Annotated in this window: 18 protein-coding genes; 7 read left to right on the top strand and 11 right to left on the bottom strand. The window is 38.0% G+C overall.

Going from position 1 to position 23,807, the window contains the following annotated elements:
• Positions 1-2: 2 nt before the first annotated feature.
• On the top strand, positions 3-290 hold the full coding sequence (locus ACTBZY_RS20800; RefSeq protein ID WP_463048310.1) for a DUF6958 family protein: 288 nt from the start codon (positions 3-5) through the stop codon (positions 288-290).
• Between the two features lie 51 nt (positions 291-341).
• Here the strand turns inward: ACTBZY_RS20800 and ACTBZY_RS20795 are convergent, their stop codons facing one another.
• The 5 genes from ACTBZY_RS20795 to ACTBZY_RS20775 form a co-directional block, all read right to left on the bottom strand.
• Complete coding sequence (locus ACTBZY_RS20795) at positions 342-2,024, bottom strand: RagB/SusD family nutrient uptake outer membrane protein (RefSeq protein ID WP_463048309.1); 1,683 nt, start codon at positions 2,022-2,024, stop codon at positions 342-344.
• A 12-nt stretch (positions 2,025-2,036) separates the two neighbouring features.
• Positions 2,037-5,069, bottom strand: coding sequence for a SusC/RagA family TonB-linked outer membrane protein (locus ACTBZY_RS20790; protein ID WP_463048308.1), 3,033 nt, complete (start codon positions 5,067-5,069; stop codon positions 2,037-2,039).
• Between the two features lie 419 nt (positions 5,070-5,488).
• Positions 5,489-7,162: a RagB/SusD family nutrient uptake outer membrane protein gene (locus ACTBZY_RS20785; RefSeq protein ID WP_463048307.1), complete on the bottom strand. Its 1,674-nt coding sequence runs from the start codon at positions 7,160-7,162 to the stop codon at positions 5,489-5,491.
• A 30-nt stretch (positions 7,163-7,192) separates the two neighbouring features.
• Complete coding sequence (locus tag ACTBZY_RS20780; RefSeq protein WP_463048306.1) at positions 7,193-10,294, bottom strand: SusC/RagA family TonB-linked outer membrane protein; 3,102 nt, start codon at positions 10,292-10,294, stop codon at positions 7,193-7,195.
• 348 nt (positions 10,295-10,642) lie between these two features.
• Positions 10,643-11,803 carry a redoxin domain-containing protein gene (locus ACTBZY_RS20775; protein WP_463048305.1) on the bottom strand — a complete coding sequence of 387 codons (1,161 nt, stop codon included), beginning with the start codon at positions 11,801-11,803 and terminating at the stop codon, positions 10,643-10,645.
• 162 nt (positions 11,804-11,965) lie between these two features.
• Between ACTBZY_RS20775 and ACTBZY_RS20770 the strand changes: the two genes are divergently transcribed.
• From ACTBZY_RS20770 to ACTBZY_RS20755, 4 genes are all read left to right on the top strand, one after another.
• Positions 11,966-12,871 carry a DMT family transporter gene (locus tag ACTBZY_RS20770; protein ID WP_463048304.1) on the top strand — a complete coding sequence of 302 codons (906 nt, stop codon included), beginning with the start codon at positions 11,966-11,968 and terminating at the stop codon, positions 12,869-12,871.
• 76 nt (positions 12,872-12,947) lie between these two features.
• Positions 12,948-13,661 (top strand): UMP kinase, encoded by a 714-nt coding sequence (pyrH, locus tag ACTBZY_RS20765; RefSeq protein ID WP_463048303.1) that lies wholly within the window; start codon positions 12,948-12,950, stop codon positions 13,659-13,661.
• An 87-nt stretch (positions 13,662-13,748) separates the two neighbouring features.
• Positions 13,749-14,309, top strand: a complete 561-nt coding sequence (gene frr, locus ACTBZY_RS20760; RefSeq protein ID WP_463048302.1) for a ribosome recycling factor — start codon at positions 13,749-13,751, stop codon at positions 14,307-14,309.
• A 161-nt stretch (positions 14,310-14,470) separates the two neighbouring features.
• Complete coding sequence (locus tag ACTBZY_RS20755) at positions 14,471-16,417, top strand: M1 family aminopeptidase (protein ID WP_463048301.1); 1,947 nt, start codon at positions 14,471-14,473, stop codon at positions 16,415-16,417.
• Here the strand turns inward: ACTBZY_RS20755 and ACTBZY_RS20750 are convergent.
• Both ACTBZY_RS20750 and ACTBZY_RS20745 read right to left on the bottom strand, forming a co-directional pair.
• Entirely contained in the window at positions 16,414-16,899 is a 486-nt protein-coding gene (locus ACTBZY_RS20750; protein WP_463048300.1) for a hypothetical protein, read from the bottom strand. The genes ACTBZY_RS20755 and ACTBZY_RS20750 overlap by 4 nt on opposite strands.
• 79 nt (positions 16,900-16,978) lie before the next feature.
• Positions 16,979-18,223 carry an ABC transporter permease gene (locus tag ACTBZY_RS20745; protein ID WP_463048299.1) on the bottom strand — a complete coding sequence of 415 codons (1,245 nt, stop codon included), beginning with the start codon at positions 18,221-18,223 and terminating at the stop codon, positions 16,979-16,981.
• Between ACTBZY_RS20745 and ACTBZY_RS20740 the strand changes: the two genes are divergently transcribed.
• A complete protein-coding gene (locus ACTBZY_RS20740; protein ID WP_463048330.1) occupies positions 18,105-18,368 on the top strand; it encodes a hypothetical protein in 264 nt (87 codons plus the stop codon). The two genes, ACTBZY_RS20745 and ACTBZY_RS20740, sit on opposite strands and share 119 nt — an antisense overlap.
• On the opposite strand, the gene ACTBZY_RS20735 is transcribed toward ACTBZY_RS20740, so the two are convergent.
• Positions 18,331-18,987 carry a hypothetical protein gene (locus ACTBZY_RS20735; protein WP_463048298.1) on the bottom strand — a complete coding sequence of 219 codons (657 nt, stop codon included), beginning with the start codon at positions 18,985-18,987 and terminating at the stop codon, positions 18,331-18,333. The genes ACTBZY_RS20740 and ACTBZY_RS20735 overlap by 38 nt on opposite strands.
• Positions 18,988-19,055: 68 nt before the next feature.
• Here ACTBZY_RS20735 and ggt point away from each other — a divergent pair, with 68 nt between their 5' ends.
• Positions 19,056-20,828, top strand: coding sequence for a gamma-glutamyltransferase (gene ggt / locus ACTBZY_RS20730; RefSeq protein ID WP_463048297.1), 1,773 nt, complete (start codon positions 19,056-19,058; stop codon positions 20,826-20,828).
• A gap of 50 nt (positions 20,829-20,878) precedes the next feature.
• Here ggt and ACTBZY_RS20725 read toward each other — a convergent pair whose 3' ends face one another.
• The 3 genes from ACTBZY_RS20725 to ACTBZY_RS20715 all read right to left on the bottom strand — a co-directional run.
• Positions 20,879-22,621, bottom strand: a complete 1,743-nt coding sequence (locus tag ACTBZY_RS20725; protein ID WP_463048296.1) for an arylsulfatase — start codon at positions 22,619-22,621, stop codon at positions 20,879-20,881.
• 21 nt (positions 22,622-22,642) lie between these two features.
• Complete coding sequence (locus ACTBZY_RS20720; RefSeq protein WP_463048295.1) at positions 22,643-23,182, bottom strand: hypothetical protein; 540 nt, start codon at positions 23,180-23,182, stop codon at positions 22,643-22,645.
• A 115-nt stretch (positions 23,183-23,297) separates the two neighbouring features.
• On the bottom strand, positions 23,298-23,807 hold a 510-nt coding region (locus ACTBZY_RS20715), incomplete at its 5' end, for a family 20 glycosylhydrolase (RefSeq protein ID WP_463048294.1).

Genomic DNA, 23,807 nt, shown 5'->3' with positions numbered 1-23,807 from the left:
GTATGGTAAAACCGGAGAAAATACTAACACTACACCCAGAAGGGAAGAACGGAGTGAATATTGATTTAGAAAAGTATAATACCCTCAAAGATTATATTGTGTCTGCCCTTATAGACCATGGCGATATAGGCTTCTCGGAACTATTTGAGAAAGCTATAAAGGACATACAGCCAAGTTTTGATGGGAAGGTAGGGTGGTATTTTGTCTCCGTAAAACTGGATTTGGAGGCGAGAGGTATTGTAGAGAGAATTCCTAAAAAGAGTCCACAAGTAATACGCTTAAAAAAATAAAGGCATCTCCCATAAAGGAGATGCCCTATTCTTATTTACGAACAATACTTATTAGTAACCAGGGTTTTGAGGGAAAGAGGCATTACCACCATCCACAAGGTCAATTTGCTCTTGAGGAATTGGTCTGTAATTGTGCTTTTCTTGAATGTTTACAGAACCATTAGGGTTATAAGCTTTCACTCTCTCTACTAATTTGCCCCAACGCTTAAGGTCAGTCCATCTATGTCCTTCACCTAAAAGCTCTCTTGCTCTTTCGTCCATTATGAAGGCCATGTTCGCTTGGTCTACCGTAATTTCCATAGCACTCTCATGACCAGCTACAGCAGCTCTTCTTCTTACAGGGTTGATGTAGTTTACGGCCTCCCCATTTTTACCTTGCTGAATCAAGCATTCGGCTACATTTAAGTAAATGTCTCCTAAACGCGTTACCATAAAGTCTCTACCTCCTTGTACTTCATTTGTACTCGCTCTTAATGGGTCTAAGAATTTAGACAAAACACCAAACTGTTTTTCTTGATACACGCTAGGGTTATATACTTGATAAGGGCGTTTGGCTCTTTCAGCTTTAGACATTTCGTAACCAGGCATAAAGATAGCAGTATCGCCAATGGCTACGGTAAATTCTGATTTAGAATCATCTAAAGAAGTTGTGAAAGTTCCTGCACGTGTAGCATAAAATACTTTCTTGAAGCTCTTGTCATAACGAGCGTCATCAGTTCTATTAGCGAAAGCGATGTTGTATGTATAGCTTGTTGGTCTTAAACGTTTCCAAGGACGACCTACTTCTACCACACGACTCAAGCCTGGCTGTGTGTCATATTCCATAAGGTAATATAAGTGCCATCTGTTTCCGTAACCACCAGCTGTTAACAAGTCATAGCTAAACTGAATAGAAAATACCGATTCAGAGTGCTCGTCATTGCCCAGTTCAAATAACTCAGCATAGTCAGTTACTAACTTTCTTCCATAGTTATTGATGACATTTTTACCATACTGCTCTGCTTTAGCGTAGTCAGCAGCTCCACCACCAAAAGTACGCGTTGCTCGAGCCATATGTACTTTTACCAGCATCGCTTCTACTGCCATTTGCGTATATCTTCCCCATTCGCTATTTGTAGCAGGAAGGTCAGGCAAAGCAGCAGCGTAATCTGCTAATATTTGCGTATAAACAGCCTCTTCAGAAGAACGAGTGATCTCAGTAATAGGACCAGAAGATTCCGTTAATCTTAAGTCTAAGCCACCATAGTGCTGAACCAATACAAAGTAAAAATGTGCTCTAAGAGCTTTCGCTTCTGCTATTCTAGTTTTCAAAGTAGCGGCATTGATTCCTTCAATGTTTGGCCCACGCTCAATCACCGCATTACAGGTGTTGATACCTTTGTAATACTCACGCCAAAGCGTTCTTACCCAGTTATCTCTACCGTCTAAATCAGACTCATATCTGTCCCATCTTTTATAGCTACCATCTGCACCATGAGTGTATGTGTCGGTTCCCATTTGCATCATAGTCATGCCCATCTCTTGACCATAATATGCTCTTAAGTAAGAGTATGATGCTTTAACGGCATCTTCAAAACCAACAGGTGAGTTCATATAGTCGTTACCTATGTTTGAAATTACATTTTCAGTAAGGATGTCTTCACATGATTGTCCTGTGAATAGCGTAACTAAAAGCAACGCTACCATTCTTAAACTCTTCATCTTTCTGAATAGTGTTTGTTTTATATTTTTCATTGTTGCTTATTTTTAAAATTTAACATTTAAACCGAAGGTTGCAGACCAAGTAGCAGGAGTTGTACTGCCATCTAAACGTGCGTCGATATCAGTTTCTGGGTCAGAACCTTTATACTTCGAAATAAATGAAGAGAAAATAAACGGCTGCTGAATACTTGTGTAAAGTCTTAAAGACTGCATACCTAGTTTTTGGGCGGCAGCTTCAGCAAAATTATATCCTAAATTGATGTTTCTGATTTTCACAAAAGAGCCATCAAAGATATTTAAAGAAGAGTTCCACTTCGGAAATTCTTGATTTTGATTTGGCTTAGGGAAAGTGTTTACTGGGTTAGTAGGAGTCCAGTAGTCTACATCAATATTATTATATCTTCCAAATAACGTATTGTTGCTGGTATGAAAATTACTTCTAATAGTTTGTCCTAAACGAGCATAGACAAAGGCTGAAAAGTCCCAGTTTTTGTACTTAACTCTGTTGGTAATACCACCCGAGAATTTAGGAACACCAGAACCTTGAATAACTCGGTCGTCTGCATTAATAGCACCATCGTCATTTTGGTCTACAATTCTCACTTCACCAGGAACACCACCATAACTAGCTGCTAAATCAGCTTCATCGGTTTGCCAAATTCCTTGCTGCTCATAGTCAAAAATCACAGAAAGGGGTTGTCCAATAAACCAGCCATTTCCGATGTCATCTACTTTTCCTTGAGCCAATTCTACGATCTGTTCTTTATTGGTAAAGAATGTGAAATCGGTACTCCATTTGAAACCATTAGTTTTAGAAACGTTCACCGTACTGATGGTACCTTCAAATCCAGAATTTCTTGTTTTACCTACGTTAGTAGTAACTAAAGAGAAACCAGTTGATGTTGGTAAGTTTCTAGATAAAAGTAGATCTGAAGTATTTGTATTGTAGAATTCTAACGAACCATATATTCTACCACTGTACAAACTAAAGTCTAAACCTATGTTTGCTGTCGTAGATGTTTCCCATTTTAAATCAGGGTTTCCGATAGTACCTGGAGCATATCCAAAAGCAGCACTGTTTCCGAAGTTATAGGCAGTCTGGGTTAATAAACCCTGCGTTTGGTAAGGGTCAATACCTTGGTTACCGATAGAACCGTACGAGACTCTAAATTTCATAAGGTCAATGGCTGGTACACTTTTAATAAAGCTTTCTTCAGACATATTCCACGCTACAGCCACAGCTGGGAAATAACCCCATTTGGTATTTGTACCGAAACGAGAAGCTCCATCAGCACGCATGGAAGCAGTTAATAAATACTTATCGTTTATGCTGTAATTTAGTCTACCCATGTAAGAAAGGATAGTCCATTCTGAAAGACCAGACTCCACTCCAAGGATTGTGGCAGCCGTCCCTAAGCTATTGTACTGCTGTGTTTCAGAAGGAATACCTTCTACAGAAACTGAATTAAATTCGGTGTGATCTCTCTGTAAGGATTGAACACCAGTTAAATTTAATTTATGATTACCAAAAAGATCTTTATCATAAGATAAGATGTTTTCTATCGTATAGTTAAATATGTCTCCGTTTAAAGTAGAAGCTCTTGGAGGGCCTAAGCGAACCGCATTGGTAAAGGTTCCAAGAAAGTTGTCATATTTATCATTTCTGATATCTGGACCAAAATTAAATCTGTATTTCAAGTTTTTCAAGATGTTCCATTCTGCATATAGACCCGCAAAAATTCTATTGCTTTTTCTTTGATTAACTATAGCTCCATCAACTAATTCTGAGAATGGATTTGAACGAAGACCATCTTCTGTAGGCAAGAAGTTTAAAGTTCCGTCATCATTATAAGGTTTTCCTAGAGGGTTCTCACGAAAAGATCCACCCAACGGATTAAAGCTTTCACCATTCCTGATAGAGTAGTTCATAAAACTAGACAAACCAATTCTTAAATTTTTGGTAATATTATGATCTAAGTTTACTCTAAGAACATTTCTATTATAATCTTGATTTGGGATAATTCCATTGTCTTTATAATAGTTTAAAGACATGTAGAATTGAGAACGGTCATTACCACCAGCAAAACCTATTTGGTGATTCATTTTTGTACCAGTTTGTAACATACCATCTAGGTAATCTGTAGAACGACCCAAAGCAATACTTTCTAGTTCTACTGCAGTGAATATTAGGTCGTCATTAGGAATAGAGCCATCAGCTTGTCTATAAGCTTCTCTTTTAGTTGCTGCAAATTGCTCGCCATCCATTAAGTCAATGATGTCATGTGCTTTAGATACACCAAAGTAAGCATCATAATAAACTACGGGTTTGCCTTTAGTGCCTCTTTTTGAAGTAATAAGTACGACACCATTTGCACCACGAGCACCATAAATAGCAGTTGCAGAAGCATCCTTAAGAACCTCCATTGAAGCAATATCATTAGGGTTGATGTCACCAGTCCCTGTAGATAAAGGTATCCCGTCTAATACATAAAGTGGGTCGTTAGAAGCACCGAAAGAACGACGTCCACGAATGACCACTCGAGGTTGTGTTCCAGGCTTACTACCCGCTTGCATTACATCTACACCAGCTATTCTTCCTTGAAGTGCCTGCTGCGTGTTTTCAATAGGTAAGTCCGTGATGTCTTTTGCCTTTACCGTACTAATAGCACCCGTAAGCTGACTTTTTCTCACTGTACCGTAACCCACCACTACTACTTCTTCTAAAGCAGCGGCATCGGTGATAAGCGTAACGTTAAGGACAGATTGGTTACCTACAGCCAGCTCTTGACTAATATAACCAACGAAGGAAAATGTTAAAGTAGCATTGGCAGGAGCCTTGATGGTGTATTTTCCGTTTACGTCTGTCGTAGTACCTATGGTGGTGCCTTTTACCACAACACTAACGCCCGGCAGTTCTGGAGCGTCGTCTCCTCCAACTGTACCTGTTATACTCACTTGTGCAACCGATTGCAATCCTGCCAGTAAAAATAAAAGTAAAATGCTTAGTCTGGCAGATGTTGGCTGAAGCTTCCTAATGTCAAAGGAGCTCACAGCTTTACTGAGTCTAGTTCTTTTCATAAATAATAGAGTTAAGATTAATAAAATGGAATGGTTTAAAATGTGATGTTTTCAAGTCAAATTGGTGCTTTATCAACATCGTTGGTCGGTAAGGTAGCAGGAGGAGTAGAAAATTGCAAAAGTTTCTAGAAATAATTTCATGAGAATAGTCAAAAAATACCTTTTTAAAATCTAATAAAATACTTATGTCTGCTTATTTGACCATTTGAAAATAATAATATATGTTATTTTCTAATACTATTATGATTTTCGTCTACAAATTATGCCATTTGATTTACATCGTTTAATTGCTTTATATATAGATGAATAATCTGTTTTTGCATGTGAAAAATCAAGGTTTTGAAAGCATAGGGCACAAAAAAAAACACCCCCGCAAAAGCGGAGGTGTCTTAGGAAATTAAAAAATGATAATAGTCCTGTTAGTATCCTGGGTTTTGTTTAAAAACTCCCGCATCAGACCTGTCAATCTGAGTCTGAGGAATTGGACGTAAAAGGTGTATTGCAGAAACGAAATCTTTGGCTTGTGGGTTATATAATTTAACTCTTTCCACTAAGTTACCCCAACGTTTCAAATCCATCCATCTGATTTGCTCACCTGCTAATTCTCGTGCTCTTTCTTCCATAAGCATAGTCATGTTCATTTGAGCTGGAGTAATTACCATGGCGTCTTTCTTTCCTGGCCATCCTGCTCTTCTTCTAACCACATTAATGGCATCAGTAGCATCCTGAATATTTCCAGCTCCTAATTGAGCTTCAGCTAACATTAAATAAGCATCCGCTAATCTAAATACAAAGAAGTCTCTGCTTCCAGACTCATAGGTCATATCTGGTCTTTTAGTATCAAAGAATTTTGTCAACGTAGGGAATAAGGCCTCAGAGTACTTACTAGGGTTCAATACTTGATATGGTCTTTTCGCTCTTTCTTCTTTTGACATTTCATAGCCTGGGATAAAAATAGTAGTATCACCAGAAGCGAATTTTAAAGTTGTTTTAGAATCATCAAAAGCAGAATTGTACGTACCTGGTTTGTTAGATTTCCATGTATCTCTAAAAGTCTTTTTGTATCTAGAGTCATTTACTCTTTCTCCAAAAACTGTTTCTAAGGCATATGTAGTAGGTCTTAATCTTTTGAACGGACGACCGTAAAAAATATCACGCTGCATTCCAGACTGAACATCATACTGCATACCAAAGAACAAATGAAGGTTGTTTCCACCATTAACTGCATTCACGGTATTGGTAAGGTTGGTAAGCGGATCTGAGGTGTATTGCACCGCAAAAATAATCTCTGAGTTCTTCTGATTATTTTCATCAAAAACACTCGCAAAATCATCTTGTAAAGAGAATCCGTAATTTTTAACTACACTTTGACTTAATGTTGCAGCCTTACTGAAATCATCACTTGCTTTCGAAGACGAATAAGCTTTCGCTAAATAAACTTTAGCTAAGGCCATTTCTGCAGCAGGTTTTGTAGCTCTTCCGTATTGGCTTTGCGTAGCTGGTAAATCAGCAATAGCAGCATTCAAGTCGGCAATGATGGCGGTGTACATTTCAGCATCTGTAGCTCTAGATGTTGCTTTAGTAGGAGCCAAAGTTTCAGACAATCTTAAATCAACACCACCATATTGTTGAAACAAAATAAAGTAGTAATGAGCTCTAAGGAATTTAGCTTCTGCTACTCTTGTTTTTTTAGTTTCAGCAGTTACTGTTGATGCCGGGGCTCTGTCTATGATAGCATTACAGGTATTGATACCTCTGTATAACTCATCCCAAACGTTTGCCAAATAATTTACAGAAGGGTTTAACTGTGGGTCATAAAAGTGGAAACCTTTATAACCACCATCAGCTCCTGTAGCATAAATATCGGTTCCATATTCAGTCATTGTTAGTCCTTGCTGCGTACCATAATAGTATCTTAACGAGGAGTATGCCGCATTAACTGCATCTTCAAATCCCTTTGGGGTGTTGATGTAGTCATTGCCTATTCCAGAGACCACTACTTCGTCGAGAACATCTTCGCAAGACAAAGCAGGTAAAAGTAAAGCCGCTAATGCTAATAATTTTACAGGCTTTATTATATTATTCAATTTCATTTTCTTCAATTTTTTTAAAGTTTGTAACAATTAGAACTTGGCGTTTATACCGAAAGTAAACACCCTAGTGGCTGGTGTTACACCATTGTTCACAGCAGTAATAGGGTTGGTTTCAGAAGAAGAAATAGTAGCTTCTGGATCAACACCATTATACTTAGATCTGAACTTAGCCCATATGGCTGGCTGCTGAATGGAGGAGAATAATCTTAAAGACTCCATACCTATTTTATTAGCAACGGACTGGTTTAAAGTATAACCGAAGTTGATGTTTCTCAACTTGATGAAAGAACCGTCGAAGTAAATCAAAGTAGAATTGTATACTGGGAATTCCTGCGTGCTTTTTGGCTGAGGGAATTCATTGGTAGGGTTAAGAGGCGTCCAGTAGTCTACTTTTATTTGCTGATATCTTCCAGCCAATGCGTTTTGGCTCTGGTGGAATCCACTCACTATAGTATTTCCAAATCTTCCAAATAAGAAGAATGACAAGTCAAAATTTCTATAAGAAAATCTATTGGTAAGACCCGCAGAGAAATCAGGAACATCAGAACCAATCAGAACGCGGTCGTCTGCGTTAATTACACCATCATTATTGGTATCCTGAACACGAATTTGACCTACGGCAGAACCATAAGATTTAGCCTCTTCTTCTTGACCTAGCTGCCATATACCAGCCTTTTTATAATCAAAGAATGAGTTAAGTGGCTGACCAATAAACCATCTGTTACCAAGATCGTCAATCTTACCATTATAAAGCTCTATGATGGCTTCGTTGTTCTTGGTAAATTGAACGTCCGTAGTCCATTTGAATCCATTATTAGAGTTTACGTTAACGGTAGTGAAACCTAATTCTATACCTCTGTTTCTTGTTTCTCCTACGTTTTTAGTAACCTGACTAAAGCCAATAGAACCAGGAAGCTGATCTGCTAAAAGCAATGCCGTGGTATTGGTTTGATATAGTTCTAAAGATCCTTGTAATCTACCTCTCCACATGCTGAAGTCAATTCCTACGTTAGCAGTTGCTGAGCTTTCCCATCTAAGATCTGGGTTTCCAATAGTGCTTGGTCTGTAACCAAAAGCAGCAGTGTTATCCCATGCATATGCAGTTCTGCTTAATAAACCTTGAGTTTGATAAGGAGAAACCGCTTGGTTTCCAACTTTACCCCATCCTGCTCTTAGTTTCAATAGGTCTAACCAAGTAATTTCTTTTCCAAAATTCTCGTTACCGATATTCCACCCTACGGCTACACCAGGGAAATTACCATATTTAGTATTTTCTCCAAATCTACTAGATCCGTCACGACGCAAGGTCAATGTAAGAAGATACTTGTCATTATAATCGTAGTTTATACGGCCCATATAAGAGTTAATGGTCCACTCTACTAAATTACTAGAAACACCAGTTACAGAGCTTGCATTGCCAAAGTTGAAATACTCCTGAGATTCTGCAGGAATGCCTTGAACGTTCGTTCCGAAGGACTCAAAGCGGTCTTTCTGAATAGAGTGAAGAGCAGTGGCAGATAGGTTATGCTTATCGAAAGACTTGGTGTAAGACAAGATGTTTTCTAAAGTATAATTAAAAGAAAAAGTATTGGTGCTGCTTGCTTGTGGGTCTCCACCTTTTCTTGCATTGGTTTGTGAACCAATAAAACGACCACTTCTAGAGATGTCAATATCTGGGCCAAAGTTCATTCTGTACTTTAGACCTTCCATGATTTTCACTTCGGCAAACATACTATTGAAAATACGATAAGCCTTGGTATTGTCAATTTGTGCACCTGGTACTATCTCAGCAAGTGGGTTAGTTAAAAGGGCATCATTGGTAGGAGAAAAAAGGATATTTCCAGCTTCATCATACGCAGAACCTAAAGGGTTTTGGTTTAGCGTATAGCTATAAGGATTTAAGTTTTCACCATTTCTGTCTGATAGCATCATATAAGATGATAAACCAATCTTAACAGATTTGTTGATATTATGATCCACGTTAGCTCTTAAAGAAGATCTGGTATAGTCTAGACCTTCAGAAATTCCTTTGTCTTTAAAGAAAGAGCCAGAAACGTAAAATTGAGTTTTGTCTGTACCTCCCTGAACACCTATAGAATGACTTTGGATAAAGCCGCTCTTTAAAATCATGTCTTGGTAGTTCGTGTTCCTACCAGCGGCTATTCCAGCTGCTACGTTTGGATCTCCTCCTAATACAGCAATTTTCTTATCTGCTTCTACAGAAGATTGACCAGTAGGTACTACATTACCATTAGCGTCTGTATAGATTTTTGTAGATCTATAAGCTTCTCTTACGTATTCTGCGAATTCTTCACCGGAAAATAGTTCAATCTTATCTAAGGCTTCTGATTGACCGAAATAGGTGTCATAAGAAACCGTAGTTTTACCTTTTACGGCTCCTCTTTTGGTAGTAATAAGTACAACGCCGTTTGCTCCTCTAGCTCCATAAATGGCTGTAGCGGTAGCATCTTTTAGTATTTCTAAAGATTGAACGTCATTAGGGTTAAAGTCTTCATATCCTCCAGCTAAAGGAATTCCGTCAACCACATAAAGCGGGTCGTTATTAGCTCTGAAAGATCTTCTTCCTCTAATAAGGATTTTTGGTGTAGAACCAGGTTTACTTCCTGATTGAGATACGTCCACACCGGCTACTCTTCCTTGTAAAGCTTGACCTACGTTAGTCAGAGGCATTTCACTAATCTGTTTAGACGAAATTTGTGAGATAGCTCCCGTAGTTTGGCTCTTTTTCTGAGTACCGTAACCTACTACTACTATTTCGTCTAAGGAAGCAGCGTCAGTGGTTAATGTAACATTGATAATACTTTGACTGCCAACAACAATTTCTTGTGCCTCATAGCCAACAAATGAAAATGTTAGGGTTGCTTTTGCACCAGCGTTAATAGAAAATTTCCCGTCCACATCAGTAGTGGTTCCAATGGTGGAGCCCTTTACTACGACACTTACACCCGGTAATGACATGTTATCGTCTCCGTTGACAGTTCCGGTTACTTGTGCAACCGATTGCAGGCTTATCCCAAATAAAAGAAGTAGGAAACTGCATTTAGCCCAAAAAGGCTGCAGGAACCGCGACTTGAAGGATATTCCAGATTTTCTTTGTCTGTTTTTTTTCATAAAAATAGAGTTGTTTTAACTAGAAAGGTTTTGAAAGTTAAAGAATGTTAAATAAAATCAGTAGTCTGATTTAAGGGCGTAAACGTAAATTAATATTATGATTGTACAATTTTTTCTAGTAATCCTTACAGCTGTACGTATATGGCAAAGAGTGGCATTTCTGAAAAGACAAAAGTGCTGAGTTGAAGGTGCAAAATATCTGTTTTAGAATCCTAAAATTCTCATATGGAAGACATGTTATAAATGTGTTCTAAAATGTAGGGTTTTCAAAAACTTATTTTACGGTAAAAAAAATGAGCCAACCCTATTAAAGTTGGCTCAAATTAAGAAGAATTAGTACTATCCTTATTAGTCGAAATATCTACCAATATGGTCTGCTATTTCGTTTCTAAGTTCTAGAATATCTATCTCACCCATCTGGGAATAGACCTTTTTACCCTCTGGAGAAATAAGTACAGTATAGGGTAGAGCACCTTGCCAGTCTGGGTCAATGGCCTCAATCATATCATACTTATTTATGCCTGCTTCAAGTATATAGTTGGTATTACTGGCATTCTTTTTATCGAGAAATTTCAATGTTTTGTCATAGTTATCAGCTTCATCGTTTGATACGGTAACAAACTCAAAGTCACGGTCTCTATACATTTTGTAAGATTCTGTTAAACCCGTAAACTCTGCCACACAAGGGCCACACCATGTAGCCCAAACGTTAACTAATCTATAGTTACCCGTACCCTTATTTGCCATCACTTCCTTCAGTTTAGCAAGGTCGGCTTTTTCAAGAGTTACCTCTTCTGCAGCCCAATCTTCCATTTCTTTTTCTTTGTTTTTAGCTTTTTCCATCCATTTTATAGAGCAGCCAAAAGTTTTTGTACTGGCCGGATTTGGGGTGTTGCCAGCTAGTAATGCATCGGTAGCCATTCTTAAATCATGAACTTTCTCTTTGCCAATATGCTCATCATCATCTATTCTTCCAACATATTGCAGTTTGCGGTCTTTGTCAAAAAGGAAAACATGAGGGGTCGCCACTGGACCATACTTGGCCGTAATTTCTTGCGTACCTCCATCATATAAATATGGGAAATTGAAATTCTGGTCTTTGGCTCTATACTGCATGTCTTCAAAACTATCGTTCACGTCGGTATAGCCAAGCTCATTAAATAATACGGCCTTGTCGGCATTGGGGCTTATAGCTACTAACTGAACACCTTTGGCTTTATAATCATCCACATATTTTTTTACGCGACTTTCGTAAGCTTGAGCCGTTGGACAATGATTACAGGTAAAAAGTACGGCTAGTAGTTCTGCGTCTTTAAAGTCTTTCAGCGAATACTCTTTTTCGTCTACGCCCATTAACTTAAAATCTGGTGCGGCCGCCCCAATCTCTAAAGTCTTAACGGTTTTACTGTCGATAATAGCCACTTCTGCTACTTCATCTTTATGCTCTTCAGGAGTTGAGGTGCAAGCCGAAAAAGCTAATGCACCCATTAAGTAGAGTGTTTTGTTCATAATAAACGTTTAGTTAAATTATTTCAGGTTGAAAATATTTCATAAAAATACATGAATAAAAGGAGGAAGATTGTGTAATAGCGTTGCTTATGCTCTACCTAATAAATGTATTTGTCTACATTTGCGGCGTTGTACTTGAATTATGCCTCAAAAAAATTTGGTGTGTCTGAAACTAAGAAAGCTTCTAGTGACCTGTATGCCTGGTCTATTTTAATTTTCCTAGCTGTTATTTGGGGACTTTCCTTTCTTTTTATTAAAAAAATTGTTGTGGTTCTCACACCCATTGAGCTTGGAGCTGGTAGGGTTTTTCTGGCAGCTGTATTTTTAATTCCTTGGGTTTTAAGGGGTTTGAAAACAATACCCAAAGAAAAGTTTAAGTGGTTATTTGGCATTGGACTTTTAGGAAATCTCTTTCCTGCTTTCATTTTTTCTTGGGTAGGTTCTAAGCTTAATAGCTCTTTAGCTGGCACGCTTAATTCCACCACGCCCATTTTTGTTTTACTTATAGGAGCCTTATTCTTTGCTTCAAAAATCAAGAAATTTCAAATAGTCGGTATCACCATTGCTTTTCTTGGGAGTATCATTTTGGTTTTGACCGGAAATGATGGTGAGCTAAATTTTGCTAACCCTTATGCTCTTTTGGCCATGAGTGCTACGGTAATGTATGGTTTCAATGTTAATATAGTGAGTCGGTTTCTTAATGAGCTCAAACCAGTGCATTTAACGGCTGTAGCTTTCTTTTTTGTCGGCATTGTTGCCATGATAATTTTATCCTTTACAGACTTTTATGTTAAAATCTTGGCTCCAGAGAATAGGGTTACCCTATATTATCTGCTATGTTTAGCGGGGGTTAATACCTCTCTAGCTTTGGTTTTGTTTAATTATATGGTTCAAATTTCTTCTCCTGTTTTTGCATCTTCGGTCACTTATCTTGTTCCAATTGTGGCTACTGTTGCCGGTTTGTTTGATGGTGAGTTAATTTCAGTGTGGCACTATACAGGTATGTCTATTATCTTAATAGGTGTTTATTTAATCAATAAGAAAGACAAAGTAGCAGCATTAGAATAGCTTTTAGCCGAAAAGCCAATTTGTTAATTTAAAATTTAATTTCAATTCAATTATATTTGCACAAACTCCCTAATTAATGTCAATCAAGTACAAAAGAATTCTACTAAAATTAAGCGGCGAAGCCTTAAACGGAGGTGATAAAAGCCAGATAATCAATCCAGAAATACTGTCTCAGTTTGCCAAAGAGGTCAAAGAAGTGGTAGAAGCGGGTTGCGAAGTGGCCATTGTCATTGGCGGCGGTAATATATATAGAGGTGCCTCTGCCGATTCTGGCATAGATAGATCTCAAGGAGATTATATGGGGATGCTTGCCACTGTAATTAACGGAATGGCGGTTCAGTCGATCCTTGAAAACCATGGCCTGCAAACCAGATTACTTTCTGCTATTAAAATGGAGCAAATAGCAGAGCCTTTTATTAGAAGAAGGGCTATTAGACACCTAGAGAAGGGAAGAGTGGTGATTTTTGGAGCAGGTACAGGTAATCCTTACTTTTCTACAGATTCTGGTGGAGCTTTAAGAGCTAACGAGATTGAAGCAGAGGTTCTATTAAAAGGAACCAACGTGGACGGCGTTTATGATAAAGACCCCCGTAAACATGATGATGCTGTAAAGTATACCGAAATTACTTTTGATGATGCCATTAATAAGGGCTTGAAAGTTATGGATAGAACGGCGTTCACACTGTGTCAAGAAAATGATTTACCCATTATCGTTTTTAATATGAACGGGGCAGGAAATCTGCTTAGAGTGGTTAAAGGCGAGAAAATTGGTACTTTGGTAAAAGATTAGCGTTTAATAAATTATAAATTTAGGTCGTTATTGAATTAATGATTCTAGAACAAATCAATTTTATAAGAATTTGAAATAAATTATAAGATGGAAGAAATAGACATGATTTTAGAGATGGCGGAAGATAGCATGCAGAAGGCATTGCGTTATACCTCATCTGAATTGAAAAAAATTAGAGCAGGAAAAGCAAATCCAAATATGCTCGATGGTATTAGTGTAGATTATTATGGTGTGCCTACACCTATTAGTCAGGCCTCCTCTATTACCACTCCAGATGCTAGAACGATATCTATAAGACCATTCGAAAAAAGTTTATTGTCGCTTATTGAAAGAGCTATTATCAACGCCAATCTAGGTTTGGCTCCTACCAATGATGGGGAATTCGTTAGACTTAACTTGCCACCGATGACCGAAGAAAGAAGATTTGACTTGGTAAAAAAGGTGAAAGTTGAAATGGAAACCGCTAGAGTAAACGTGAGGAAAGTAAGACAGGATTCTAATGACGAGATTAAAAAACTTAAGAACGATGGTGTTTCTGAGGATGCCATTAAAATAGGTGAAGAAAGGGTCCAGAAATTAACAGATAAATACATGGGAAAAGTGGACGACATGTTGGCCAACAAAGAAAAAGACATCATGAGTGTTTAATGTCTTTAAGAACCATTAATTTTATTAATTAGCCCTTTTTAAGGGCTTTTTTTATGTTAAAAGTGGCTTTCAGATCTATTAGGTATAGCTTTACGTACAATGATAAAGCATTATTTAGTGTTTGGTTTTTATGTAAATAGCTTAAGAAGTTTCTCTGAGATATGAAGAAAATATTATTAATGGTTACGGTGCTTGTTTCTAATGCACTTTCAGCTCAGAATTATTTTGAGGAAGGTATTAGTTGTTTCGAGGCCAAATCAAGAATGTCTGATGTCAACCTTAAAAAATCGAAGGTGGCTTTCCCAGGTGATGGAAACATCGATGTAAAATATTATTTCCTTGATCTTAAGATTGACCCAAGTACCAAGAAAAACATAAGTGGGGCGGTTAGAATAGACTTTCTTCCCTTGGTGGCTTCTTTGAAAGAGGTGTCCCTAGATTTAAGTAATGCTTATACCGTTGATTCAATTGTAGCAAAGAAGCAGAAGCTTACTTATAGTCATGCGGCTTCTACCCTTAAAGTTGAATTAAAAACGGCAGCCTCTAATTCTGAGGTAAGTTCTTTAATGGTTTATTATCACGGTACACCGCCAGTAAGTGAAAATAATTTTAGTCTTCAGTTTAGCACTCATGGTGGAGGGCAGCCCGTGATATGGACGTTAAGTGAACCTTACGATGCACCGTTGTGGTGGCCATGTGTAGATAATCCGGCCGACAAGGCAGACTCTTGCGATGTTTGGATTACGCTTCCAAATTTCTACACCGCTGTTTCTCAAGGCATATTGGAAGAACTTAAAATTAATGCTGACGGTACAAATACGGCCAAATGGAAACACAGATATCCTATTTCCCAATACTTAATTTCAATAGCCGCATCCAATTATGTTTTATTGGAAAGCACCTATGTGAACGCTGAAGATAAGGAGATGCCCGTTTTAAATTATGTTTATCTAGAAATAGCAAATGATACACGGCTTAAACCCTTATTAGACGAAACCGTAGAAATGCTAGACGTGTTTTCGGAAAGTTTTGGGGAGTATCCTTTTGTGAAAGAAAAGTATGGTCATGCCATGTTTGGTTTTGGTGGAGGCATGGAGCATCAGACCATTAGCTCCATGGGAGGGTTTTCTGCAAGTTTGATAGGGCATGAGCTGGCTCACCAATGGTTTGGAGATAATGTGACTTGTAAATCATGGAGAGATATCTGGATCAATGAAGGTTTTGCGGAATGGGCGTCTATTTACTTTTTTGAGAAGTCTAGTACTAGAACATCCGCTACGTATAAGAGACTGATAGAGGAAGCTATGGAAGGAGCCAAATTTGCGGTTGGAAGTGTGGCCATTGAGAATACATCTTCCGTGAACGCAATTTTTAATTTTTCCAAGACTTATCAGAAAGGCTCCATGGTGGTTCACATGCTCAGAGGTGTTTTAGGAGATGAGGTGTTTTTTGCCACTTTAAAAGAATTTCAGAACACAGAATTTGCTTATGGCAATGCATCTATAGAAGATTTTAAATCTGTTGCCGAAAGTGTTTCTGGATTGGATTTGACCTACTTTTTTGACCAATGGCTTTTTGGAGATGGATATCCCAAATATAATTTTGGATGGCAACAAAGTATTGATAAGTCTTTAAAAATTAGTGTTATGCACTCTGGGTCTAACACCGTGAAAACTTTTAAAATGCCCATGGAAATCAAGATCTCTTATGCCAATGGCAATAGCTTAATAAAGAAGGTTTTCGTTGATGCCAATGAGCTTGTTTTCGAGTTTGATGATCTAACAGAAGCCGTATTGTCGGTCGAGTTAGATCCTAATAACCATATTCTAAAGGATGTTTCTGAAGTCGATTTTTCAAATGTATTAAGTACAAATGAATTGTATGATTTAAAGATTTATCCCAATCCTACTTTTGACAAATTGAATCTTAATGGTGTTCTAAATCAGGACTTCCAGTATGAATTACTGAATAGTTTAGGGCAAAATTTATCAGAAGGAGCGTGGGATGGGAATGGCCTAAACGTAAAATACCTTCCGGCTGGAAGGTATTTTATTAAATTTAAAGACGCTACGAATAAAGTCTTTGTAAAATCTTTTATCAAAAACTAAACAGGTTCGGCCACTAAAGTATCCACTTTAACAGGATTAACTGGTTGTGGTTGAGGAGTTGAACTTTGCCCTGGGAAACTTTCAGGCGTTTCATAGTCCTGATATGCAGGTCTTTCAGGAGTAGGTCTGAAAACTACTTTGGTTATAAAATATTTGGTGTCTCCGTTCCATGGAAATCGCACAAATTTCTCTTGATAAATAAGGGTCACTCTTTCGCCACTGGCTAGAGCTGTTCTTAAATCTAAAATAACAGAATCTGCCACAGTAGAGAAATCCCAGTAACGAGGCTGTAATGTACCCGTTTCGCCAGAGAAGCCTCCTTCGTTTAAAACGCCTTCGTAAGTTTTGAAAATATAGCCTCTTTCACTAAGTTTTGAAAGTGTTCCGGCCCTTTCACCAGAGCTAAAATATCCTGTACTAATATACCAAAATGCTCCAATAAGAAGTAAGAGTGTTATGAGCAGAAATATTCTAAATTTCATAAAATGCGGTTTTTTATAGTTTGTAACACAAATCAAAGGATTTTTTTCAAGATTATCCCTATTTGTAAGGTCAAGATACTTATTTCGATCTAATAGCAATCACAGGGTTCATTGCGGCAGCCTGAGAAGCGGGTATAATTCCAGATAAAATTCCAATGAAACTGGCTATGAAAATACCGACAATCATATTTCCAGAAGTCAGAATAAGATCAAGGGAGCCCAAGTCTATAAAGCTGATCAGATACACCAAGAGTAGTCCAATGCTACCTCCTAAAACACAAAGAAATACGGATTCAAATAGAAATTGGAAAAGAACGAAGTAGTTTTTGGCCCCTAAAGACTTTTGTATGCCTATGATATTGGTTCGTTCCTTTACAGAAACAAACATAATGTTGGCTATGCCAAACCCACCTATTAGTAAGGCAAAGGCACCAATAATATAACCACCTATTCTTAGCGAGCTAAAAACTGCGGAGAGGGCATTTGCCGCAGCATCTGGTCTGTTAAGTGCAAAATTATCTTCTTGCGTAGGTCTCAAACCTCTTACGGTTCGCATTAATCCGGTGATTTCTCCTTCTAAGGCCACCATGTTTTCGTCATCGGGATAGGCCTGAAGCTGTATCATGCCATAAAGGTTTCCCGAAGAAAACATTCTTTTGTGCTTTAGAAAGGGAATATATATTTTATAGTCAGGGTTTCCTCCAACATCCACCAGTTGTTTCCCTTTCTTTTCTTGGGTACCTATTACGGTGAATTTTTGCCCTTTGATTTTTATGCTTTCGCCTATTCCATTTCCTTTTGGAAAAAAAGTATCATAAACCTCTCCACCTAAAATGGCTACACTTTGACCCGCATTTACCTCCTGCTCCGTAAAATATCTGCCTTCTATGATGGGTACATCCGTAATGAGGTTAAAATCTGCTGTGATACCGTGGCATAAAGCGTCAAAACTACTGTTTTGGTATTTGGCATTTGCTACAGAATAGTCCATTATAGTAATGGCATTGGCATTCTTTACGTTTTCTTTTAAATATTGATATTCCGAGTATTTTGGTCTAGGACGGGTAAAGTACTTCCACCATGGGTAGTCTGCTCCACCTTTAAACATCCAGGGAAATTTATCTACGTAAATTGTTTTTTCGCCAATACTACTCAATGAGTTTCTAATGTTAGCCTCTAAGGAGTCTACCATAGTTAAGACGCCAATGATTGAGAAAATCCCTACAGTAACCCCAAGTAAGGAAAGAAGTGTCCTAAGTAGATTGGCTTTAAGAGCTTGCCACGCAAACCTAAAACTTTCAAATACCAGTCGTAGAAATTTCATTCATTTTGCCATTTATGGAAATGTAAAGGAATACAAATACTATGCTATAAGCAATGCTTTTGGGAGGGAGGCCATGCGTAGGCAAACGAACGGAAGAAAAAGCGGATTTATGGATGGTGTGCCCATCCATTCATACCGAAAGTAATACCCATGGTGAATGAAGGAGCAAAGCCCCTTCCGGCTAATCGGTTGTATTGTGTATGTTGTGAGAACTTATATCCTGGCAGAAGGTCTTGGTCATAGTTGTAATAATACCTCACGCCAGCTCCAACAAAAAAGTCGAAAGCAGGGACACCTTTTTGAATAAAAGTTTTGCCATATTTCAAATGAAATGCAATAACATTAATGTTAACAATATATTGGTCTGTTTGAGGGTTTTCACTGGGAAATTCTTCGGATTTGGTGGCCGTTTGGGGGTAAAGGACATTTTTGTAAAAAAGCTCTCCTCCAAAATAAGTACCCCAAGGATTATCCATATCTATAATTTTGTAATATCTTTTATATTCTAGCCTATAAAGGTTGGCTTTAGTATATCTATTTTCTGTAAATATTTTAGGAGCACCAAATCCGTATGAAAATTGAAGGCTGTTTTCTGTATTTAGAAAATACTCCGCCTGAAACTGAATTGTTGGGTCAATGTTGACCATGGCAAATGGTCGGAATTTTATTGCATATTTAGGTAAGAATATGGTAGTATCTTGGGAGAAAGCGAAATTAGATGAAAGTAAAATATTTAAAAGTAATATTTTAGTGAGGTATTTCATGTGAATATAAAATTTATCTATTGTGTGTTGTTGGTGGGTATACATCCCGCTATATAAAAATATTAATAATGACTAAAAATCTTACTATCCTTCTCTTAGGATTATTTCTGTTTTCTTGTAAAACCACTCAAAAGGCAGCTGACATTAAAACCGGGGAAGGTTTATTTGAACTCTTTGTGGAAGATGAGAATAGAAGTACATTCTATTCAGATAAAAAAGGCGTTTTCGGTAAAAACGGCATGGTGGCTTCTGCTGATGTTATGGCCTCAGAGGTAGGCAAAGAAATCTTAAGAAAGGGTGGAAATGCCGCAGACGCTTCGGTGGCCACATTTTTTGCTTTAGCAGTTACGTATCCTTTCGCAGGAAATTTGGGTGGCGGAGGCTTTGCGGTAATCCGTGAGGCAAATGGAACTAACCACGCTTTGGATTTTAGAGAAAAAGCACCTCTTAAGGCTCATAGAGATATGTATTTGGATGCCAATGGCGACGTTATTAAAGGAAAAAGTACATCAGGCCATTTAGCTTCTGGTGTACCTGGTGCAGTAGCTGGAATGGTAGAGCTTCATCAAAAGCTAGGAAAAATGTCTTGGGAGAAGCTATTACAACCTGCTATTGATCTTGCAGAGCAAGGAGTGATACTAACCGAAGGTAGAGCTACAGGAATGAATCGTACTAAAGAGCGTTTTCAAGAAATTAATGGTGACGATACGCCCTATTTTATTCATCCCTCCAAGGAAAGTTGGGAAGAAGGGGATTTGTTTGTTCAAAAGGATTTGGCGGAAAGCCTTAAAAGAATTCAAAAGGGAGGAGCCAAGGGCTTTTATGAGGGTATTACAGCAAATTTACTTGTAAAAGAAATGGAAAAAGGCGGTGGAATTATCAGTCATGAGGACTTAGAATCTTATGATGCCATTTGGAGAGAGGCCATAAAAAAATCATATAAAAATTATGAAATAGTATCTATGCCGCCTTCATCTAGTGGGGGAGTGGCCTTGGTGCAGTTAATGAGATTGGTAGAGCCTTTTCCTTTAAAAGATTGGGGTTGGAATTCAAGTAAAACGGTTCAGGTCATGATAGAGGCAGAAAGAAGAGTTTATGCCGACAGGGCCAAATGGATGGGCGATACGGATTTTGTGAGCGTACCCATGACGGAGTTAATGTCTTATCCTTATTTGGAAGAAAGGTGGGCGTCTTTTGATGAGAGAAAAGCAAGTAAGAGCGACGATATCTCAGGTGGAGCAGTACCCTATTATGAGTCTGACGAAACCACACACTTTTCTATCGTAGATGGCGACGGCATGGCGGTTTCTCTGACCACAACGTTAAATGGCGGATACGGAAGTAAAGTGGTGGTGGATGGAGCTGGCTTTTTAATGAATAACGAAATGGACGACTTTAGCGTAAAAGCTGGCGTTCCAAACATGTTTGGTTTGGTTGGAAATAAGGCCAATGAAATTCAGCCCGGTAAGAGAATGCTTTCTTCTATGACACCAACCATTGTGGAGAAAGATGGAAAGTTGCTTATGGTGGTGGGTACACCTGGAGGAAGTACTATTATCACATCGGTTTACCAAACCATCTTAAATGTAGTGGAGCATGGTATGGGCATGCAGCAGGCGGTGAATGCTTTGAAATTTCACCATCAGTGGTTACCAGATAAAACCTTTTTTGAAAAAGATGCTATAGATTTAAAGGATTTACAAGAGCTCTTGAATAAAGATTTCATAATAGAAGTACAAAGAGGTTCTTTGGGCAGAATGGACTGTATTATGCTACATCCTAATGGTATGCTAGAAGGAGCATCTGACCCAAGATCAGAAAATACAAGCGTAGGTTTTTAATTAAAATTGTTTCGCAAGAAACTGGCTGAGTTCGTGAAAATTGATACGAACTAATATTTCGAAAGAACAATAGCCTTTACTTCTGCGACTTCAGAATTGGGAATAGAAAGAGCTGAAAGTACAATTTCGTTTGTACCTTTTGGAATCTTGATATTTCCAATTTTCATTTTTGCCCATTCCTTTTCATAGGCTTCTTTCCTTTTAACCCTGTCTGGACTATGTATTAAAGGAGCCTCGAATGCTTTGGAGATAGAACTGCTCACCTTTTGGTCGCCAATTTCTAATTTGATTTCAGAATTTATGGATGACTCAGGGCAATTGTAAATTAAGTATGCATTAAGCTTGGTTTCCTCTGTGGAGCTGATTAACCAGCTCATTTGGTCTTTGGTAGATGTCCAGTTTTTTAGCCAATCATGTGCCCAGCCATGCCCTTCTTCATATTTTAAATTTCCAGAAAATTGAGCTTCATAAGCTGGGAGTTCTATATATGCTGTATTGACTGATATAGGTTTTACAGATTGGTAATTCTTTGAGCTCTCTTTAAACCAATGGAGATACTTATTAAATAGGTCATCAGTAATTGAACTGTTGGCACTGGCAAGGTCTATTTTCTGTGAGGGGTCTGTTTTTAGTTGATAAAGTTCCGGCTTTTTGCCCTTATAAACCATCAAGTTTTCGCCTGTTCTTAAAGCTCCTGGATTGTCTTTTAATTCTTTCTCTAAAAAGGCCACATGACTAAATATTACTCTTTCTGGTATTTCTATTTCCGAGTCTAACAATACGTTTGCCAGACTTATGCCGTCCATACCTTTTTTAGAAGCTTGCTCAATACCACAAAGCTCCTTGAGTGTTGGTAACCAGTCAATGTGTGCGGCAAGCCCTTCAATTTTCCTTCCTTTCGCTATTTTATTTGGCCAGTTGATCATGGCAGGTACTCTTACGCCACCTTCATCCACATGGCCTTTTACACCTTTCATTTCGCCATTATAACGTACACTGTTTGGTCCATTGTCTGACATAAAAATGATGATGGTGTTTTCTGATAATCCTTCCTTCTCCAGTTTTTCTAGTAATCTTCCAATATTGAAGTCCACGTTATCTACCATACCATAAATGGTGGAGAGTTCATCTTCTAAGCCTTTCGCTTTATACTTGTCAAAATAGCGGTCTGGCACTTGAAAAGGGCTATGAGGGGCATTATAAGGAACATAGCACAGGAAAGGTTCGTCCTTATTTCTATCTATAAAGTCTATGGCTTTGTCTGTCAAATAATCTGTGATGAATCCTGTACTCTGAATTTCGGTATTATTACTATCTAGTTTAGTGTCAAAATAGTTGCTCCAATGTCCGGCACAAAAGCCTATAAATTCATCAAAGCCTTGGTCTGTTGGGCGGTTTGGGTAATGCGAGCCATTATGCCATTTGCCAAAAATACCCGTCTTATAGCCATTATTTTTAAAAACCTCGGCAATCGTCTCTTCTTCTGAGTCCATAATCTCTAGGCCGTTAGAAACAGAAGTGGCTCCAGTTTTTAAGTGATATCTACCCGTCAATAAGCTGGCTCTGGTAGGTGCACAAAGTGGTGATACATAAAAGCGGTCAAACTCCGCTCCATTTTGGCTGAGTTGGTCTAGATGAGGTGTTTCAATAAACGTATTTCCATGACTACTCATATCTCCCCATCCTTGGTCATCTGTTAAAATGAAAAGGATGTTTGGTTTCTTTATCTCCTCTTTTTGACAAGAAAAAATAGTGAACGAGAAAAGAGAAAGAAACCATAAGGAGAATCGCATTGAAATAGGGTTTGTTGAAATTTATTTAAAAGTATAGAAAATTCCGAATCCACTGTTATTGTTTAAAGATGCGTTTAGGGATAAAATCGATATAGCGTTATGATTGGTATAATCAATATTAGCCAAACCAAAACCAGCAGTAAACATTAGATTTTCTTTAAAGTGATACATGAACCTAATGGGTGTGGCATAAAGGTTGATATTTACACCATAAGTATCTCCAAGGATAGCTGAAGCAGACCCTCCAATATATGGAGCAAGATATAATTTATCAACTATAGGAATGAATTTACCACGTTCCACAGATGGTCCTATCGAAATAGAATTGTTTAAATTATTAGTGGGATGGAGGGTGAACTTTCCGCCAAAGGCCCAGTAGGTGTTGTCAGACTTGATTTTCCCAAATAATAGGGAAGCGTTTAATGCAGTAAAATCGTTGTTTGTTCCAGAGATAATTTCTGCAGTCAAATTCCCATTAACTATTTTTCTGCCGGCCAAATCTTGGGCATGAGCCAAATGAGAACATAGAACAAGGGATACTAAGAAAAAGAAGTGTTTCATAATGTGATATTTAATTTTTGGATTGCGAAAATAAAATTAAATATTTTGAAAAAAATACATCTCCTATCAGTTTATTTTATAAACGAATAGGAGATGTATAATGTGCTTAAGAAGCTTATTTAGCCCTTTTTACCAGTTCTTCTCTTGATATTTTTAGGTCACGGCCAATGGCTGTGCCGTTTCTGAAAGTTTGAGTTCTTAAGCTTAAATCGCCTTCCGGAACTTCAAAAGTACCTTCGTATTTTTTTCCAAACTGCACGGGGTAAGTATTATCAATGGTATAGAAAATTTCTGTATTGGCGATATCATTTTCTAAGGTTACTAGTAGTTTATCTCCGTCTTTTGTGACCGTGACAATTGGGTCTAGTACGGCTTGTGAAATATTCGTTTTAGAGGCCTCAAATCTTCCGAAATGATGTTCAGTTCGCTGTAGAAAGAAGTCGTAATTCTTATTTTCTTTAGGAGTCCAAAAAGTTTCTGCTAAAGCAAAAGCACGTGGATAGGTCATATGAAAAGCATATTGGATATTGGGAATAACTTCCGTCCATAGGTTTCCTTGTCCTCCTAAAATGTATTTGGCATCCACTTCATCTGGAACAGGCTCAAAAGAATAACTTTTCTTTAA

Source organism: Arcticibacterium sp. (assembly GCF_055134445.1).
Note: the sequence above shows the minus strand (reverse complement) of the source record. Positions and strands in the feature narration are given on the sequence as shown.